Origin of the sequence: Pandoraea bronchicola, from assembly GCF_902459805.1 — a bacterium.
GTDB classification, from domain to species: Bacteria; Pseudomonadota; Gammaproteobacteria; order Burkholderiales; family Burkholderiaceae; genus Pandoraea; species Pandoraea bronchicola.
The window spans coordinates 116,736-134,518 of the sequence record NZ_CABPST010000014.1 but is presented as its reverse complement, the minus strand read 5'-3'; the positions used below and the strand labels follow the sequence as shown (position 1 = coordinate 134,518).

Genomic DNA, 17,783 nt, shown 5'->3' with positions numbered 1-17,783 from the left:
ACCCTTCGGATGCGTCAACCTTTCTGCCTAATTTTTTTGCAAAATTTACGCCAAAACGCCCTAAATTTAGGGGTTATCCCTGAGTTCGGTTTCCAGTAATGTGGCCGAAGGGACACACCCTAGTTGCGTATACGATGCCATCGAAACGACACCGAAACTTCACAGCCGAGGCGATCTGACAAGGTTGAGCAGGCGCGCACGAAGATGTCAACGCCCGCGCCCGGGCAGAGGTCATGACGCGTCACGCTATTGACAGCATGCCGGGCTCACGATTAGCGGAAGGTATCTTTCCAGCCACGCACGGTCGCGAATACCGCCTCGCGGGAAAGCGCTGTGCGGCCGGCGTGTGCTTGAGCGGCGGCGATGACGGCTGGTGCGTCGCTGCGCAGGAACGGATTCGTTGCCCGCTCCTGGGCGAGCGTCGTGGGCAGCGTGGGACGGCCGGCAGCGCGAAGCGCGGTCGCCTCCTGATGCCACGCGGCGAGGGCCGCGTTATCCGGATCGACCGCCAGCGCGAAGCGAAGGTTCGAGAGAGTGTACTCGTGCGCGCAGTGCACAAGCGTGGCGGCCGGGAGCGCGGCGAGCGCATCGAGCGACGCGAGCATCTGCGCGGGCGTGCCTTCGAACAGGCGGCCACAACCGCACGAGAACAGCGTGTCACCGCAAAACAGACGCGGCGCACCTGCCGCACCGGCGCCGAGGAAGTAAGCGATATGCCCCGACGTGTGGCCGGGCACGTCGATCACTTCCAGCACCATGGCCGGGGACGCAATATGGACCGTCTCGCCACCGTTATGCGGGTGATCGACACACGCGATCGCTTCGCGGGCGGGACCGTGCACGGGAACGTCGAAATGCTGGAGCAGCGCATCGACGCCACCGATGTGGTCGGCATGCTTGTGCGTGATGAGAATGGCGCGCAGCGTGAGGCCGCGCGTTTCGAGATAGGCGAGCACCGGGGCGGCCTCGCCCGGGTCGACGACTACGGCATCTTTGCCGTTATCGACGACCCAGAGATAATTGTCCTGGAACGCGGGGACGGGAAAGACGGTCAGTGTACCGGTCGACTGCTTACCCGCCGCATCTGCGTGCGCATCCATATATACTCGCCACCATGTCAGAACGTCCAATTATAGACTGGCCCGTCTGGCTCGTCTCACCGCCAGGCCGCTACGCGCTCGCATGGGAACAGGCCCTCTTCGACCAATGGGTCGGGGATCTGTTCGGCTATCACGCGCTGCAACTCGGCCGTCCCGAGCTGGATACGCTGCGCGAAAACCGCATGCCTTACCGGGGTCTCATTCTTCCCGCCGCACGCGGCGCCGAAGCGCCGCCGCTCATGACCAAGGCCGCCAGCGACACGACTGGCGGTATGCCGTCGTGCGACGGTGCTGCCGTCATGGTGGCGCGCGACATCCTCGTGAGCCGGTTCGACGAGTTGCCCATCGCCACGGCAAGTACCGATCTCGTGGTGCTGCCGCACGTGCTTGAGTTTGCCGAGAACCCTCACGACATCCTGCGCGAGGTCGAGCGCATTCTCGTGCCGGAAGGACAGGTCATCATCACCGGTTTCAACAATCTGAGCCTGTGGGGCGCGCGCGAGGAGTTGGGCAGACTCGCCGGTGCGCCGTTCCTGCCGCCGGGCGCGGATCTCATCGCGTTCACACGCCTGAAAGACTGGCTCAAGCTACTGTCCTTCGACATCGATCGCGGACGCTTCGGCTGCTATCGCCCGCCCCTGCGCGGCGATCACTGGTTGCAACGCTTCGAGTTCATGGAGCCGGCGGGCGACCGTTGGTGGCCGATCTTCGGCGCGCTGTATGCGGTGCGCGCCGTCAAGCGCGTACGAGGCATGCGCTTGGTCGGCAAAGTCCGCAAGCGTATACTCGGCCTCCAGCCGGCGGCGGCACCGGTGGCCACACCCAACACCACGCATCGCCAGCTGGCGGAAGCGACCGATGTGCCCGATTGATTGTTTGAGAGATGACCTTGCCGCAAGTTGAGATTTATACCGACGGTGCCTGCAAAGGCAATCCCGGCCCCGGCGGTTGGGGCGCCCTGCTCGTCGCGGGCAAACACCGCAAGGAAATGTTCGGCGGCGAAGCCAACACCACCAACAACCGCATGGAGCTTCTTGCCGTCATTCGTGCGCTCGAAGCCCTGAACAAGCCTTGCCACGTTGTGCTTCACACCGACTCGCAGTATGTGCAAAAGGGCATCAGCGAGTGGATTCACGGCTGGAAGGCGCGTGGCTGGAAGACGGCCGCCAAAGAGCCGGTGAAAAACGCCGACCTTTGGCAGACGCTCGACGTCGTCTCGCAGAAGCATGAAATCGACTGGCGCTGGGTGAAAGGCCATGCCGGACACGAAGGCAACGAAGCGGCCGACCAGTTGGCCAATCGCGGCGTGGAGAGTCTGCGTCGCGGTTAGCACGGCGGCCGGTTCCCTGAGCACCCTCCGCGCGTTGCGTGAAGCGTCATGCCTCGCAGCGCGCCAATTCCGAAAGCACACGAGACTCACCGAACATCATGCGACAACTGATCCTCGATACCGAAACCACAGGCCTGAATGCCAAGACGGGTGACCGTCTGCTGGAAATCGGTTGCGTCGAACTGGTCAATCGCCGCCTGACCGGCAACAACCTGCACTTCTACATCAACCCCGAACGCGACAGCGATCCGGGCGCATTGGCAGTGCACGGGCTGACCACCGAATTCCTCTCCGACAAGCCCAAATTCGCAGACATCGCGGAAGAGTTGCGCGAATACTGCCGCGACGCCGAGATCATCATCCATAACGCGGCGTTCGACCTGGGCTTTCTCGACATGGAGTTCGGCCGCCTCGGCTGGCCGCCGTTCATGCAACACTGCTCGGGCCTGATCGACACGCTGATGCGGGCCCGTGAGATGTTCCCCGGCCGACGCAATTCGCTGGATGCCCTTTGCGAGCGTCTCGGCGTGAACAATGCGCACCGCACGCTGCACGGCGCCTTGCTCGACGCAGAACTGCTTGCCGACGTCTACCTGGCGATGACGCGCGGTCAGGAAAGCCTCGTTATCGACACGAGCGATGGCGACGATGGCGAAGCCGGCGCGAATCGCGAGAAGATCTCGCTGCGTCAGTTCGATCTTCCTGTCATCGCCGCCGCGACCGACGAAATTGCGCTGCACGACGATGTGCTGAACGGCATCGACAAAGGCATGAAGGGCACGTGCGTGTGGCGCAAGGAACCGCCTCCGCCCGAGAGCGATGTGGCCTCAGCCGCGTGAGCCCGCGCAGAACGATCCGGGACTTTGCGAAAATTTCGCACGAAGCCCTTCCCAAGTGAAGAAAACATCCCTATAATCGCTGTCTTTGCTGCTTGCGAGTCATCGCAAGAAACGGCGTGAAGTGATCGAGAGATATCGTCACGGCGGCAGCAAAAAAAGAACAAAAGAAAGGTTGCAGGCTTCTGCGAAAACAGTTAAAGTTCTGCTCCTGATTGCGAAACGAAAGCTTCAGCAATCAGCACTAAATCATTGATTTAGTTAATGATTTGGGTGGTTAGCTCAGCGGTAGAGCACTGCCTTCACACGGCAGGGGTCACAGGTTCAATCCCTGTACCACCCACCAGATTCGAAGGGCCGACGATGCGTCGGCCCTTTTTGCTTTCGGCGTTCTCTTTCAACACATCGCTGCTTCGCCTCAACGACAGGGGATGCCATCTCCGCCCCTCCCCCGTCGTCGCCTCTCTCAGCGCTTGAAGCCTGCCGCCCCCGTCACACGCACATCCGGTCCCGTGAGCGAATAAACGATCCCGGCATTGTTCGCCGCCGCTCCCGTCAGCACTCCTTGCGTCGAGAATGTGCACGAGCTGCCGGCACACGCGCCGCCTGTCACGTTTTGCGTCACGGTGCTGAAGGTGGCGCGCGCACCATCCGGTCCGACCTGCGTCATGCCCGAGCCGGTAACGTAAGTCGGCCCGGCGGCCATCGCCACATTCAGATTCGGCGTGACGTTGTATCGCGCGTTCTGGAAGTCGATGGTCAACGATCCCGACAACGTGCCGACCGCGCCTGTCGCCATATCGATGGCTTTCGTCGCACCGGCGAGCGAATACGTCATCGATCCTGACACCGGTAGGTTGGCATCCGTTGTCGGCCGCCCCACAACGTACGGCATGCCCGACTTCCACGTCGACACATCGAAGGCCTCGCCGTGATCCGAAATGCTGCCCGACGTCCAACGCCCCCACCCCAGATCGTCAAGCTGGCCGACGTCCGCCACCGTCACCGCCGAGTTCACCGAGAACGGCATGGCCGAGCCCGTGAAATTCGTCAGCCAGCTCTGCGCATTGAACGTAGCGTTTCCCACGCCGAGATAACCGAGACCGTCAGAGCCCCAGTTGAACAAGGCGTAGCGCGGCCCGCTCTTGAGCGGATCGGGAGTCGTGGCCACAGGCGGCGTGACGACCGGAGGGGTCGGCGCAACGACGGAGATCCCTGGCGGCCCCGCAGGCGTTGAAGGTTGCTGAAAAATCGGCGGTGGCGTGAACACCAGCCCCGGATTCACCGGCACGACGACCGGCGGCGCCAGTGCCAACACCGGCATGAAGCCGAACTGCCCAGGAGTAAATTGCTGTGTGCCGCCCGGGTTCGAGAGCTGGATCAGGCCGTCGGTCACTTGAACATAGAGCCCTGGCGCCATACCACCGGGCGCATTGCTCCCCGGCGACGATGGCCCGGTGAACCGGCCGAAGTCAGTGGGAACGCCTTGCGCAATGGCCGTCATCGGACCGAGGGCCAGTATCCCGGGCAATGCGACCAACAACCTGGCAACGCGCCGGACAGATTTACGCGACGCGCGACGCGTCAGCAACGGCTTGAGCATCATGATGTCTCGCTCCGGATTGGGACGGTGAAACTCGGCATCGATCAAAGGGGCAAGCGCCCGGGCGTGGTCAGCGGAAGTCATAGCGAGCCACGATTTCGTACACACTGCGGTGATAGTCATACAGCGTCAGGGTGGAACGATTGCGGGTGAAGCTGTACTGCGGCGTGATCGAAAACGCCTTCGTCACGAAATACGAATACCCCGCGCGCACATCGAGCTGACGATCGTGACGTTCGACGAGAAACATACTGTCGAGCGTGTCGTAATTCCGCCGCTCGAAGCTCACATTCGAGAACAGCACCTGATCGGGCATCACATGCCACTCCCCGCCGACGCGCCCACCCCATAGGTGATTGCCGAATGCGTCAGCATTGCTGTCCTTGGGACTCTCCCGCCCCGCGTACATCGACGCATACACCACAGGTGCGCCGTACGCCGACGCGAACCCCTTGACGAGCGAAGCGCCGCCAAGCGCCCGGTTCACATCGCGCGAGTTCGTGCCCATGTAGCGCAGTGGGGTGTATTGCGTGAAGACGGCAGCCTGAAGGCTGTCGCCGAGGTCGCGCGTCCACTGCGCCGTGAAGCCGTTGAGATTGCGATAGCTCTCGGCATCCAGCCACATGTGCTGATTGGCATATTGCAGGCCGAAGTTGTTGGGCCCCGACAGCCAGTTCGCCCCGAGCTGGAACATATAACTGCCCTGGTCGAACGCACGAGCGTTACCGCCGTAGCGACGCATGTCGATATCGGCCCCCCCCCCCGAGATAACAAGGTTGTCCGTCACTGCGTGACGCACCGAAAGCCCGCCGCTCACATCGCCAAAGTTGGCAGGCGTGCCTCGCGCGTTACCGTCGAGCACGAAGACCAGACCGCCAAGCGCCGGAATCGCGATCGACGAGTTGGTCGTCGCATTGTTGGCATTGGTGTCACGTCCGAAATTGCCTTGTACGTACCCCGACCACGCCGTGCGCACGCCCACCGGCGCATCGATCGCATTCAGATAGGCCTGAATCACCGGACGGACGCCTTCCGGCACGTCGCCTGCGGCCACGCGCTCGAATTCGCGTCGCGCATTCTCGCGCTGCCCAAGCAAGAAATAAGTGCGCGCGAGCTCGAGGTGGGTCGGCCCGTCTCCGGGACGCGCCGCCGCGCTACGTTTCAACGCTCGCTCGGCAACGTCGAGATGACGGCTGTCCGCAGCCACAATGCCAAGCAGATAGTCGTACTCGGAATCCCCGGACAGACGGCCCTCCAGCGGAGCCAGCACGGCATAGGCCTCCTCGGGCGACTTCGCATGCATGAAGGCGCGCGCCCGGCGGATCGCCGCATCTCTTGCGTTACGCGAGTCGAACTGGTCAGACGGAAGGGAGGAGCGCGCCTCGGCAGCGGGAGGCCCATTACCATCCGAAGCGTACGCGCCACCCGTCAGGACAGCAGAAAGCGCCGCTGCGGCGAACGCACTCCGGCAAAGCGATAGAACGGACATGCTATGAATCCCCGATACGAGGAAGCCCCGAGCGTGCCGGTAGCCTCTTGCTGGTCTGACTATTAGTTTTGCTTTGTGCAGCCGATAGCACTGCCTGACGTCTCTCTGTTCCGTGACGGCAACGGCAATGAACGCGCGGCAGACTGCTGGGGGGGAGGGAGACACTGAGCCCGGGACAGAAGCACCTCGGGACCGACGCGTGGGCGCCATTAGAGCGCAACGCCCGACGCCTGGGAAGCGAGAAATCAGGGTGTCGCGCCCCCGCCTCATGCGCAGAATGGTTCGCCCGCCAGCCTCAACTTCACCATGCCTTTCGATAAATTTATTCTATTCAAAACATATATCCATTGAAATTCCCATCTCATCACCGCCCTCTCGCCACCCCGTCTGAGCGAAGCCCTGCCCCATGCTGCGGGGTTTTCCACGAATTTATGCGGCCTACAGAGCCGGTCTTATATAAGACCCAAGCATTCACATTACGAAAAGGCATTTCAGTTTTGCCCCCGACCCGTGTCACAATCAGGGAAATTTGTCATGGCTAGCGGACTGTCACCTCAGTCAGCGGCGTTCCCCCACCTTTCCCTGCTTCTTGAATCCGAGACCAGCGATGAGTACGCAGCAACCCAGCATCATCTACACCCTGACCGACGAAGCACCGCTTCTGGCCACCGGCTCCTTCCTTCCGATCATCCGTACGTTCACGGCACCGGCGGGCGTGTCGGTCGAGACGAGCGACATCTCGGTCTCGGGCCGTATCCTCGGTGAGTTCCCCGAATTCCTGACCGAAGAACAGCGCGTGCCGGACAACCTCGCCGAGCTGGGCCGTCTTACGCAAGACCCGAACACGAACATCATCAAGCTGCCGAACATCAGCGCGTCGGTGTTCCAGCTCCAGAGCGCCATCAAGGAACTGCAATCGAAGGGCTACAAGATTCCGGACTATCCGGAAGATCCGAAGACCGACGAAGAGCTGGCCATCCAGAAGCGCTACTCGAAGTGCCTGGGCTCGGCTGTGAACCCGGTCCTGCGCGAAGGCAACTCGGATCGTCGCGCCCCGCTCGCCGTCAAGAATTACGCCAAGAAGCACCCGCACAGCATGGGCGAGTGGAGCATGGCTTCGCGCACGCACGTTGCGCACATGAAGCATGGCGACTTCTACCACGGCGAAAAGTCGATGACCCTCGACCGCGCCCGTGACGTCAAGATGGAACTGGTCACGAAGAGCGGCAAGACGATCGTTCTCAAGCCGAAGGTCTCGCTGCTCGACGGCGAAATCATCGACAGCATGTTCATGAGCAAGAAGGCGCTGTGCGAGTTCTACGAAGAACAGATGGAAGACGCGCGCAAGACCGGCGTGATGTTCTCGCTGCACGTGAAGGCCACGATGATGAAGGTCTCGCACCCGATCGTGTTTGGCCACGCCGTGAAGATCTTCTACAAGGAAGCCTTCGAGAAGCACGGCAAGCTGTTCGACGAACTGGGCGTGAACGTCAACAATGGTCTCGTGAACCTGTACGAGAAAATCGAATCGCTGCCCAGCTCGAAGCGTGAAGAGATCATCCGCGATCTGCATGCCTGCCACGAGCACCGTCCGGAACTGGCGATGGTCGACTCGGCCAAGGGCATCTCGAACCTGCACGCCCCGAACGACGTGATCGTCGATGCCTCGATGCCGGCCATGATCCGTATCGGCGGCAAGATGTGGGGCGCTGACGGCCGTCCGAAGGACACGAAGGCGGTGATCCCGGAAAGCACGTTCGCTCGCATCTATCAGGAAATCATCAACTTCTGCAAGACGAACGGCAACTTCGATCCGACCACGATGGGTACGGTGCCGAACGTGGGCCTGATGGCGCAGAAGGCAGAAGAGTACGGCTCGCACGACAAGACGTTCGAAATCGCCGAAGACGGTGTGGCGAACATCGTCGACATCGCCACGGGCGAAGTGCTGCTCTCGCAGAACGTGGAAGCCGGCGACATCTGGCGTATGTGCCAGGTTAAGGACGCACCGATCCGTGACTGGGTGAAGCTCGCCGTGAATCGCGTGCGCAACTCGGGCATGCCGGCCGTGTTCTGGCTCGACCCGTACCGTCCGCACGAAGCCGAACTGATCAAGAAGGTCGAAACGTACCTGAAGGATTACGACACCAACGGTCTCGACATCCAGATCATGTCGCAAGTGCGTGCCATGCGTTACACGCTCGAGCGCGTGATCCGCGGTCTGGACACCATCTCGGTGACCGGCAACATTCTGCGCGACTACCTGACCGACTTGTTCCCGATCATGGAACTCGGCACCAGCGCCAAGATGCTCTCGATCGTGCCGCTCATGGCCGGTGGCGGCATGTACGAAACGGGTGCTGGCGGCTCGGCACCGAAGCACGTGAAGCAACTGGTGGAAGAGAACCACCTGCGCTGGGACTCGCTGGGTGAATTCCTGGCGTTGGCCGTCTCGCTGGAAGACCTGGGCATCAAGACAGGCAACCAACGCGCCAAGATTCTTGCCAAGACGCTGGACGCTGCCACCGGCAAGCTGCTGGACAACAACAAGAATCCGTCGCCGAAGACCGGTGAGCTGGACAACCGTGGCAGCCAGTTCTACCTGGCCATGTACTGGTCGCAGGAACTCGCCGCTCAGACGGAAGACGCCGCTCTGGCCAAGGCCTTCGCACCGCTGGCCAAGCAACTGACCGAGAACGAGAAGACCATCGTGGGCGAACTCGCCGACGTGCAGGGCAAGCCGGCCGATATCGGCGGTTACTACAAGCCGGACTTCGAAAAGCTCGAGCAGGTCATGCGTCCGAGCAAGACGTTCAACGCTGCGCTGGAAAGCGTCGCGAAGGCGTAAGCAAGGAAAGGGGTTCGACGACGTCAGTCGAACGCGCCTGGCGGTCTGTAAGGACCGCCAGGTAGCAACCAACAGAAAAGCTGGCATATGCCAGCTTTTTTGTTGGCTTCAAATCGATGGCGCGAGAGCGGACCACGCCGCCCTTCTCCCCATCCGGTCAATACTTGGCGATTGACCTGTTCCTTCGATTGCGAGAGTGCACGCACGGCGCCGAGCGCCAGCGCTGCCGACACGCAGTGCATCCCCGCGTTGGTGCTTTGCGTCACGTCCTTGCACCAGCCGATGAAGAACGGACTCACGAAGCCTGCGAGTTGACCGATCGAGTTGATCATGCCGATGGCGGCGGCTGCCGAACCACCAACGAGCCGCGCGCTCGGGTAGGGCGAGAACACCGGCATTGTGGCGAGCACGCCGGCCGTGCCGATCCCGCTGCCTTACCTGCTCGACCGCTCGGAAAGACCTCACGATTCTCCTTGTACAGAACCGATCACGCGGAGTCCGGATGCCTTGTCTTCGGACGTCGCCCCGGCCGGCGGGCCGTTGTGCGACGCTTCTCACCCTGCCATCCCCTTTCATCATTGGGAGGCCGGCGCGAATGCAGACCATAGGACACCGCTGCATTTCGAACGCTTCTTCGGTCGTTGGTCACATTCCGAAATCACACGCCACGGAAATGTCGCATCGACACGACGTTCATCGAGAACTGACACGGCGTAACGTTGCGAGCGACGTCAACTTCGCAACACCGCACGGCACGGTGCGATCCACCGCTGACATGCGCATGCGAACCAGGTTGCATCCGAAAAGCGATGGGAGTTTCATGACGCAGACACCTGACAGTCGCATGCCTTAGCGCGTAATCTTGACGTTTTCAGGACGCGTCAAACGGTGCATTGCAATGCCGCTCGAGATTGACGGCATATGTTGCCGAGCCTCCTTTCACCCCATTTTCCGAGCCCACGATCACCATGACGTCACCCGCTCCGCTGTCCCTTCCCGCTCCGGCAACGGTCTCAATGGTGAGTGTCTTTCCGGCGGGTGAGAACGGCGGCAATCCTGCGCCCATCGTGCTCGACGCAGACGCCATGACCGCAGAGGAGATGCGCGCCGTCGCCGCGCACTATGCCCATGAAAGTGCGTTCGTCATGGCCCCGGAACACCGTGGCAACGCCTGGCGCTTTCGCTTCTTCGTCCCGAATCACGAGATGGAGATGTGCGGCCACGCGACGCTGGGGGCGTTGTGGGTGTTGCGTCGTGCCGGACGATGGGACGGCAGCCCCGTGGCGATCGAGACGCTTAGCGGGCACGTCGAGGGCCGGCTCGCGGCCGACGGCGAGCATGTCGAAGTGAGCCAGCCGCCCGGACGCACCGAGCCGGTCATCGATGCCAGCGCGATCGCCGCCGTTTGCGCAGCACTACGGATTTCCCCCGGCGACGTTGCCCTCGAAGGTATCTGCAACGCCGCGACCAGCCGTGTGAAGACGCTGGTGCCGCTGCGCAGCGTTGACCAGTTGCAAGCGTTGACGCCCGACTTCACGTCTGTGCTCACCACCTGCGACGCCATCGGGTCTACGGGTCTGTACCCGTGTGCCCGCGAAGACGTTGGGGACGGGCGCGCATTACCGGTACTGCAAGCGCGTCAGTTCCCGCGTTCGTCGGGCTATCCGGAGGATGCGGCGACCGGCATTGCCGCCGCCGCCCTGCTCTACGGGGCGCGCCGCTACGGCTGGCTGGCCCCGGGCGAGCGTGGCGTCGTCGTCCGTCAGGGTGTGGCGATGGGTCATCCCTGCGCCATCACCGTCACGCTGCGCGATCCGCTCGATGCTGGCGCCGGCTGCTGGATCAGCGGTGACGTGCACGCAGTGTAACGACCACCATGGCACCGAGCATGGCGGCCACGGCACCGCACAGGAACACGGCGCGATAGCCGAACGGATTGGCCACGGCCCCGGCAAGCGGGCCGGTCAGCAGAATGGCGATGTCCTGAAACGCGGCATACGTGCCCAGGCTCGTGCCGCGGCTCGCGGCGGGCGCGCGCTTGACCACCTCGATCCCCAGCGACGGAAAGATCAGCGACGCGCCGGCACCGGCAAGCGCCGTGCCGAGCAACGCCAGCCATGCGACCGGCGCCTGCCAGACGAGCAACAGTCCGATCGCCTCGACCACCAGCGAGACTTGTGCGACGCGCAGATTGCCAAAGCGCTCCGGCCAGCGTCCGCCGATCAGGCGCATCAATACGAACGCCAGACCGAATGCCGACAGCGCGATAGCGGCCCCCGACCAGCGCGATGCGTCGAAGTACAGCACCACGAATGCACCGATCACGGCAAACCCTACGCCTTGCAGCGCGAGTGCGAGTCCTGGCAAGAAGACGATGCGAAGCACCTGCGAATACGGCAGCGCGCCGCCAGCGTGGTGAGCGGGGGCGATACCGGGAATGCGTGTGATCACTGTCCAACCGGCCAGCGGCAGCAGGCAGATCGCCACGGCTACGCCCACAAGCGCCGTGCCGCTGTAGAGTGCCAGTCCCAGCGGCGCGCCGACGGCAAAACCACCGAACACGGCTGCCCCTGTCCAGGACATCACGCGGCCTGACTGCGAAGCGCCGAGGCTACCGATGGCCCACGTCAGCGTGCCGGTAATGCACAGGCTTTCGCCCACGCCGAGCAACAGGCGGGCGAGCGTCAGCACGCCAAGTCGCGGTGCAGGAGCAAACGTTACGAGACCGGTGGCGAGCAACGCAATGCCGGACAGACCCACGAAAATCAAGCCACGTGTCAACGCAACGCGTGCGCCGCGCTGATCGGCCGTACGTCCGGCGAACTTACGCGTAAGCACCGTCGCGAGCGACTGAATACCCACGGCGAAGCCGACAACGACATTGTGATACCCGAGCGTGTCGTGCACGAACAGAGGTACGACCGAGAGCGACATGCCGATGGTCAGGCAGGCGAGAAATACGTTAAGTGAGAAACGCACCAGCAACGCCGTGGCGTTGGCGGGCGCGGCGACCGCTTGGGGGGCCGCTTGTTTGGCTGAATCAGCCGATGCAGCAGAAGACGACATGCGAGAAGACTCCATTGGGGGTGCCGGAGGGCGCAAAACGACAGACGCGAACCGGCAAATGAACGACCGCGACGAGACGTCGGCGTCAACAGGCAGTACGGGCAGATCGGGGGAGAAGGCGCTTGTGGCGCGTGGAGAACCGGGGGATAGCGCTGAATGGGCTCCCGGTGGTTCACTTACGAACGCACGCCCCTCGACCGACCGACCGGATTGACCGGCCCGCTGTCGCGGAGAATGCGTTGGTTCACGTGAACGCTTACGTGGCATCGGCGGAAAACCCCGCCGCATACCAAAAATCAGCTTGCATTCTAGCGACGCCCATAACGTTACGCAAGATACGTTCACGCGCCGTATCGACGTAGCAAATCGCCTGCCGGTCGATCAGATCGGCCCCTTTGCATGACGAGTGCTGGCCCTGACGTCGCGCTGGAACGCGCCGCCGACTTAGCCGTCTGCGCGCAGCAGCCCCCAGCACAACCGGTAAAGCTCATCTTCGAACTCGGGAGTCCCAAGCAACGGAGAGTCTTCGAGCGCGGCCGAGCGCAGCGTGCCCATGACAGCACGCGTGAGCACGAAGATGGTGGCGGCGGTGGGCGGACGCATCTCGGGCGCGTCACGTCGCGACATGGCGACGGCGATATGTTCGGCCGCCTCGCGCATGGCTTGCATGATGTTCTCGTGGTGATCGAGTTGCCAAGCCATCTTGATGAGCGAGCGCTTCACGCGACCGCCTGCGCCGAACGCTTCGATGAGCACTCGCAACCGTTCGCGAATCACGCGCTCGGGATCGGCTCCCTCTTCGGCAGCACGCGCGATGCGTTCGTTAAGCTCATCCATCACGCGCCGGCGTTCGCGCGCAATCATCGCCAGCAGAATTGCCTCTTTGGTCGGGAAGTACTGATAGAGCGTGCCGATGGAAAAACCGGCCTTACGGGCGATGCGATTGGTGGTGAGCGCGGCTTCCCCTTCTTCGTCGAGAACCTGAGCAGTCGCCTCGAAAATGGTCTCGACGGTGTGTTGCGCGCGTGCCTGCATCGGCCGCTTTCGCATGGCGGACGGGGCATTCGGGGCTGCGGGCGGCTTGGGTGTGGACATATCGAAAAACCTGAGCGGGAAGCGAGTTGCGGCAAGATGCCTGAAAAATGAATAATGCTCACATTCGCGATGAAACTCAAGTGACGGCGACACAGCGGGTCCTCCGCATCCCCCGACCTCGCGAATTCGCCAATTCCGCCGGAGAGGCATGACACCATGAGCAACGACATTTCTGCCCTGACCGTACGCAAGCTGACTGTCGATCTGGCCAGTGGCTTCGACCGTCATTGGCATAGCGGCGATGCGTACCGCACGATGTATTACAACGCACTATCCATGAGCTTCCCGGTTGGCGAGCAGTCGTTCATCGACTCGGTACGCGACACGATGGATCGTCTGCCCGACGATGCCCGCTACGACAAGCTGCGGGCCGATATCGCACAGTTCATTGGACAAGAAGCCACGCATCGTCATCTGCATGGCCAGTACAACGCACAGTTGGCCAAACAAGGGCTGGTCAATCACTGGGAGAACTGGGCAACCACACGCATTCAGTGGGCGCACCGCCGTAAGCTCTCGCCGATGTACATGCTCGCTGTCACAGCAGCGTACGAACACTGCACAGCGGTATTCGGCGATGGCGCACTTCGCTACGACCGCTGGCTCGCGAAGGCAGAGCCTAAGATGCGTCTGATGTGGCGATGGCACGCAGCCGAGGAAACGGAGCACAAGGCCGTAGCGTTCGATCTGTATCGCGCACTCGGGGGCAGCGAGCGCCAGCGCGTCCTCACCTATCTCTACGTGCTATTCATGTTCGCGCTGGAAAGCCACGCTCAGACGATCAACAATCTCTGGCACGACGGCTCGCTCTTCAAGCCCCGCACGTGGTGGGGATTCACCACGATGTTCTTCGGCCGCGATGGCGTCGTCTGGCGCAGCACCGGGCCGATGCTCAAGTACCTCGCCCCCTCATTTCACCCGAACCGTCACGGCGATCCGAAACTCGCCGAAAACTGGCTCGAAGCGCATAACGCCAGTTGGCGCGCGGTTCGTTGATTTGCTTTGCCTGCTGCTGATCGCTGACCCACGCATCCCTTAGCGGTCGGCCGTCGGACCGGTCCCCGTTTTCGTCGCTCCACGAAATTCGCTTTGGAAAACGGGGACCGGCCCGACGGCACGAAACACTTCGTCGCATCGTTGCAACCCATCCCCCTCCCCGCCTCGCGTATCTCGCCTTCTCCCTCATGGCGACGACACCGCCTCTTCATGCGCCCAGGCTCTCGCCGATCGTCCCCACGTGCTTCGCAACTGCTGGGGCCCGATCGGCGAGAGCCTCGTTACCCCCCAAGCACCTCTTGACTCCCGGTTCGCCAGTGTCGTCGTGAAATGTGCGATGCGCCAAAGTTACCGGGTGGCCTTCAGCTCTGTACGTAGCGTACGGCCCGTGTGGACTGGGCGATGGTGGCACTGACGCGATGTCGAGGGTCTCGCCGTCCGGGCCCCAGCAGTTGCGAAGCACGTGGGGACGGGCGGCGAGACCCTGGGCGCATGAAGAGACGGTGTCGTCGTGACGGTGAGGTGGGGGAGTGCGCCGGTGGGAGTGTTGGGGGAGGTTGCGTCGGAATGGTGGCATGGAGATGGCCGTCGGCGCGGTCCCCGTTTTCCAAAGCGAATTTCGTGGAGCGACGAAAACGGGGACCGTGCCGACGGCAGACCACAGAGGCATGCAAGAGGTTAACCGCCGGTGTTAACCCGAAAATTGTGCCGTCAACAACGGAATACCGAGTATCAAAGCCAGGTGATATGTCATGTGAGGCAACTTGATAATAATGATCAAGCCTCAAAGCAGCACCGATAACTGCGCAATGCGAAGTCAGTGTGTCAATGACTCAGGCGTGCCCCCTTGCACTCTTCGGTGAAAAGAGAAGTCCAGAGGCACGCACAAACTAAAACGAGACGGAGACACATTCATGAGCAAGGCAGCAGGTTGGCTGCGGGGCACGCTCGCCCTCGCGGTCTGCGGCGCGGCGGGCGTCGCCCACGCACAATCGAACGTATCGCTCTACGGTCAGGTCGACGCCTGGGTCGGGGCCGCCAAGGCACCGGGCGGCGAACGCGCGTGGACGCAAGCCGGTGGCGGGATGTCCACCTCATACTGGGGCATGAAAGGTTCGGAGGACCTCGGCAACGGCCTTAAGGCGATTTTCACGCTGGAGGACTTCTTCCTGCCGCAGAGTGGACGTTACGGACGCTTCACCGGCGACAGTTTCTTCTCGCGTAATGCCTATGTCGGACTGCAATCGAACTCTCTGGGTACGGTCACGATGGGGCGTCTCACAACGTCCTATTTCGTGTCGACGATTCTGTTCAACCCGTTCGTCGACTCCTATACGTTCAGCCCGATGGTCTATCACACGTTCCTCGGCCTCGCGGGTCAGGGGATCGTCGGCGATTCCGGATGGAACAACGCGGTGATGTATGCCACGCCGGATTACAAGGGGCTAGGCGCCAGCTTCTCGTATGCCTTTGGCAACAAGGCCGGCGAAATGGGCCAGAACAAGTGGAGCGCCGCCGCGATGTATTTCCACGGCCCGCTCGCTGCCACCCTCGCCTATCAGCAGGTAAAGTTCGATTCGACACCTGACGATCAGGCCGGCATCACCGGCTTTCGCAATCAGCAGGCCCTGCAAGCGGGTCTGACGTACGATTTTCAGGTGGTCAAGCTCTACGGTCAGTATCAGTACATCAAGAACACGATCACCGGCGGCAACCTGGCGTCGAACGGCGGTCAGTTGGGCGTCTCGGTGCCGCTCGGCGGGGGCAATGTGATGGCATCGTTTGCCTATACGAAGAATTCGGGCATGAACGACACCGGCCGGAGCACCTGGGCGCTCGGTTACGACTACAACCTCTCGAAGCGTACGGATCTCTACGTGGCCTACCTGAACGACAAGGTATCCGGGCTCGAAGCCGGCAATACTTTCGGGGTGGGCATGCGCACCAAGTTCTGACAAACTCGGCTGCACGGGCTCGCGCGCAGTACAATGCGCGCGCCCCCGCTGCACACGGACAACGGCATAACAAAGTCACAAGGAGAGCACGTTGCTGACCAAATTCTTCAAACTCGAGGAGCATGGCTCCAATGTACGGACAGAAATGGTGGCAGGTCTCACGACCTTCCTGACCATGTCCTACATCATTTTCGTCAACCCCAACATCCTCGGCACGACCGGCATGGACAAGAGCGCCGTGTTCGTGGCGACCTGTCTTGCGGCCGCCATCGGCTCAGTGGTGATGGCGTTCGTCGCGAACTACCCGATCGGTATGGCACCGGGCATGGGGCTGAACGCCTTCTTCGCCTTCACAGTCGTGGGTGCGATGGGCTACACATGGCAGCAGGCGCTGGGGGCGGTGTTCATCTCCGGGTGCCTGTTCATCATCCTGACGATAACGGGTGTGCGCTCATGGCTGATTGCCGGGGTTCCCAAATCGTTGCGATGTGCGATTGCGGCCGGTATCGGGCTGTTCCTCGCGATCATCGCGCTCGGTAACGCCGGCGTCGTCGTGGCAAACCCGGCAACAAAAATCGGTCTGGGTGACCTCCACTCGCCGCAAGCGCTGCTCGCGATCTTCGGCTTCTTCCTGATCGCCGTGCTCGACGCCCTGCGCGTACGCGGCGCGATCCTGATCGGCATTCTGGTAGTCACAGTTCTCTCGATGGTGCTGGGCCTGAACCAGTTCCAAGGCGTCTTCGCCATGCCGCCGAGCCTCGCACCGACGTTCCTCCAGCTCGACATTCTGGGCGCGCTGCACGCCGGTTTCATTCAGGTGATTCTCGCATTCGTGCTGGTGGAAGTGTTCGACGCAACCGGCACGCTGATGGGCGTGGCAAAGCGCGCCGGTCTGCTCGAAGGTACGCACTACAAAGGCCTCGGACGCGCGCTGTTCGCCGATTCGATCGCGATCTTCTTCGGCTCGCTGCTGGGCACGAGCAGCACGACGGCCTACGTGGAAAGCGCCTCAGGCGTTCAAGCCGGCGGCCGCACGGGCCTCACCGCGCTCACGATTGCCGTGCTCTTCATTCTCGCGCTGTTCATCGCACCGCTGGCGGGTTCGGTTCCCGCCTACGCCGCCGCCCCGGCACTGCTGTATGTCGCCGGTCTGATGCTGCGCGAACTTCTCGACGTGGAATGGGACGACATCACGGAAGCCACCCCGGCTGCATTGACCGCACTGGCGATGCCTTTCACGTACTCGATCGCCACGGGTCTGGCATTCGGTTTCATCTCGTACGCCGTGCTCAAGCTGTTCACGGGCCGCGCGAAGGAAGTTCACCCGGCCGCCTGGGTGATCGCTGTCCTCTTCGTGCTGAAGTACGTGTTCTTCCCGGGTTGATCGTTTCGACATCCCCATGACAAAACGGCCCGCCGGAGGATTCCCCGGCGGGCCGTTTTGCTTTTTGATGCGACGCGGTGA

General features: G+C 62.1%; 14 protein-coding genes and 1 tRNA gene. 9 read left to right on the top strand and 6 right to left on the bottom strand.

What is annotated here, in order from left to right; genetic code table 11:
* Positions 1-272: 272 nt before the first annotated feature.
* Positions 273-1,100, bottom strand: a complete 828-nt coding sequence (gene gloB, locus PBR20603_RS21145; RefSeq protein WP_150561417.1) for a hydroxyacylglutathione hydrolase — start codon at positions 1,098-1,100, stop codon at positions 273-275.
* A 14-nt stretch (positions 1,101-1,114) separates the two neighbouring features.
* Here gloB and PBR20603_RS21140 point away from each other — a divergent pair, with 14 nt between their 5' ends.
* From PBR20603_RS21140 to PBR20603_RS21125, 4 genes are all read left to right on the top strand, one after another.
* Positions 1,115-1,972, top strand: a complete 858-nt coding sequence (locus tag PBR20603_RS21140) for a methyltransferase domain-containing protein (RefSeq protein WP_150561416.1) — start codon at positions 1,115-1,117, stop codon at positions 1,970-1,972.
* Between the two features lie 11 nt (positions 1,973-1,983).
* Positions 1,984-2,430 (top strand): ribonuclease HI, encoded by a 447-nt coding sequence (rnhA, locus tag PBR20603_RS21135; protein WP_150561415.1) that lies wholly within the window; start codon positions 1,984-1,986, stop codon positions 2,428-2,430.
* Between the two features lie 98 nt (positions 2,431-2,528).
* Entirely contained in the window at positions 2,529-3,269 is a 741-nt protein-coding gene (dnaQ, locus tag PBR20603_RS21130) for a DNA polymerase III subunit epsilon (protein ID WP_150561414.1), read from the top strand.
* Between the two features lie 268 nt (positions 3,270-3,537).
* A tRNA-Val gene (locus PBR20603_RS21125) sits at positions 3,538-3,612 on the top strand.
* A gap of 120 nt (positions 3,613-3,732) precedes the next feature.
* On the opposite strand, the gene PBR20603_RS21120 is transcribed toward PBR20603_RS21125, so the two are convergent.
* Both PBR20603_RS21120 and PBR20603_RS21115 read right to left on the bottom strand, forming a co-directional pair.
* A complete protein-coding gene (locus PBR20603_RS21120; RefSeq protein ID WP_150561413.1) occupies positions 3,733-4,953 on the bottom strand; it encodes a hypothetical protein in 1,221 nt (406 codons plus the stop codon).
* Positions 4,940-6,358, bottom strand: coding sequence for a surface lipoprotein assembly modifier (locus PBR20603_RS21115; RefSeq protein WP_174978007.1), 1,419 nt, complete (start codon positions 6,356-6,358; stop codon positions 4,940-4,942). Before PBR20603_RS21115 ends, PBR20603_RS21120 begins: the two co-directional genes overlap by 14 nt.
* 607 nt (positions 6,359-6,965) lie before the next feature.
* On the opposite strand from PBR20603_RS21115, the gene PBR20603_RS21110 reads away from it, so the two are divergent.
* Positions 6,966-9,206, top strand: coding sequence for an NADP-dependent isocitrate dehydrogenase (locus tag PBR20603_RS21110; RefSeq protein WP_150561411.1), 2,241 nt, complete (start codon positions 6,966-6,968; stop codon positions 9,204-9,206).
* A 23-nt stretch (positions 9,207-9,229) separates the two neighbouring features.
* Here the strand turns inward: PBR20603_RS21110 and PBR20603_RS24520 are convergent, their stop codons facing one another.
* A complete protein-coding gene (locus PBR20603_RS24520) occupies positions 9,230-9,616 on the bottom strand; it encodes an MFS transporter (protein WP_150561410.1) in 387 nt (128 codons plus the stop codon).
* A 558-nt stretch (positions 9,617-10,174) separates the two neighbouring features.
* On the opposite strand from PBR20603_RS24520, the gene PBR20603_RS21100 reads away from it, so the two are divergent.
* Positions 10,175-11,074, top strand: coding sequence for a PhzF family phenazine biosynthesis protein (locus PBR20603_RS21100; RefSeq protein WP_150561409.1), 900 nt, complete (start codon positions 10,175-10,177; stop codon positions 11,072-11,074).
* Here PBR20603_RS21100 and PBR20603_RS21095 read toward each other — a convergent pair.
* The gene (locus PBR20603_RS21095; protein ID WP_150561408.1) at positions 11,049-12,272 is read right to left on the bottom strand and encodes an arabinose transporter; all 1,224 of its coding nucleotides are present in this window, start codon (positions 12,270-12,272) and stop codon (positions 11,049-11,051) included. The genes PBR20603_RS21100 and PBR20603_RS21095 overlap by 26 nt on opposite strands.
* A gap of 444 nt (positions 12,273-12,716) precedes the next feature.
* On the bottom strand, positions 12,717-13,367 hold the full coding sequence (locus tag PBR20603_RS21090) for a TetR/AcrR family transcriptional regulator (RefSeq protein WP_246174902.1): 651 nt from the start codon (positions 13,365-13,367) through the stop codon (positions 12,717-12,719).
* Positions 13,368-13,523: 156 nt separating this feature from the next.
* Between PBR20603_RS21090 and PBR20603_RS21085 the strand changes: the two genes are divergently transcribed.
* The 3 genes from PBR20603_RS21085 to PBR20603_RS21075 all read left to right on the top strand — a co-directional run bounded on the left by PBR20603_RS21085 (position 13,524) and on the right by PBR20603_RS21075 (position 17,702).
* Positions 13,524-14,363, top strand: a complete 840-nt coding sequence (locus tag PBR20603_RS21085) for a metal-dependent hydrolase (RefSeq protein WP_150561407.1) — start codon at positions 13,524-13,526, stop codon at positions 14,361-14,363.
* Between the two features lie 914 nt (positions 14,364-15,277).
* Positions 15,278-16,318 carry a porin gene (locus tag PBR20603_RS21080; protein WP_150561406.1) on the top strand — a complete coding sequence of 347 codons (1,041 nt, stop codon included), beginning with the start codon at positions 15,278-15,280 and terminating at the stop codon, positions 16,316-16,318.
* 91 nt (positions 16,319-16,409) lie between these two features.
* Complete coding sequence (locus tag PBR20603_RS21075; RefSeq protein ID WP_150561405.1) at positions 16,410-17,702, top strand: NCS2 family permease; 1,293 nt, start codon at positions 16,410-16,412, stop codon at positions 17,700-17,702.
* Positions 17,703-17,783: the final 81 nt, after the last annotated feature.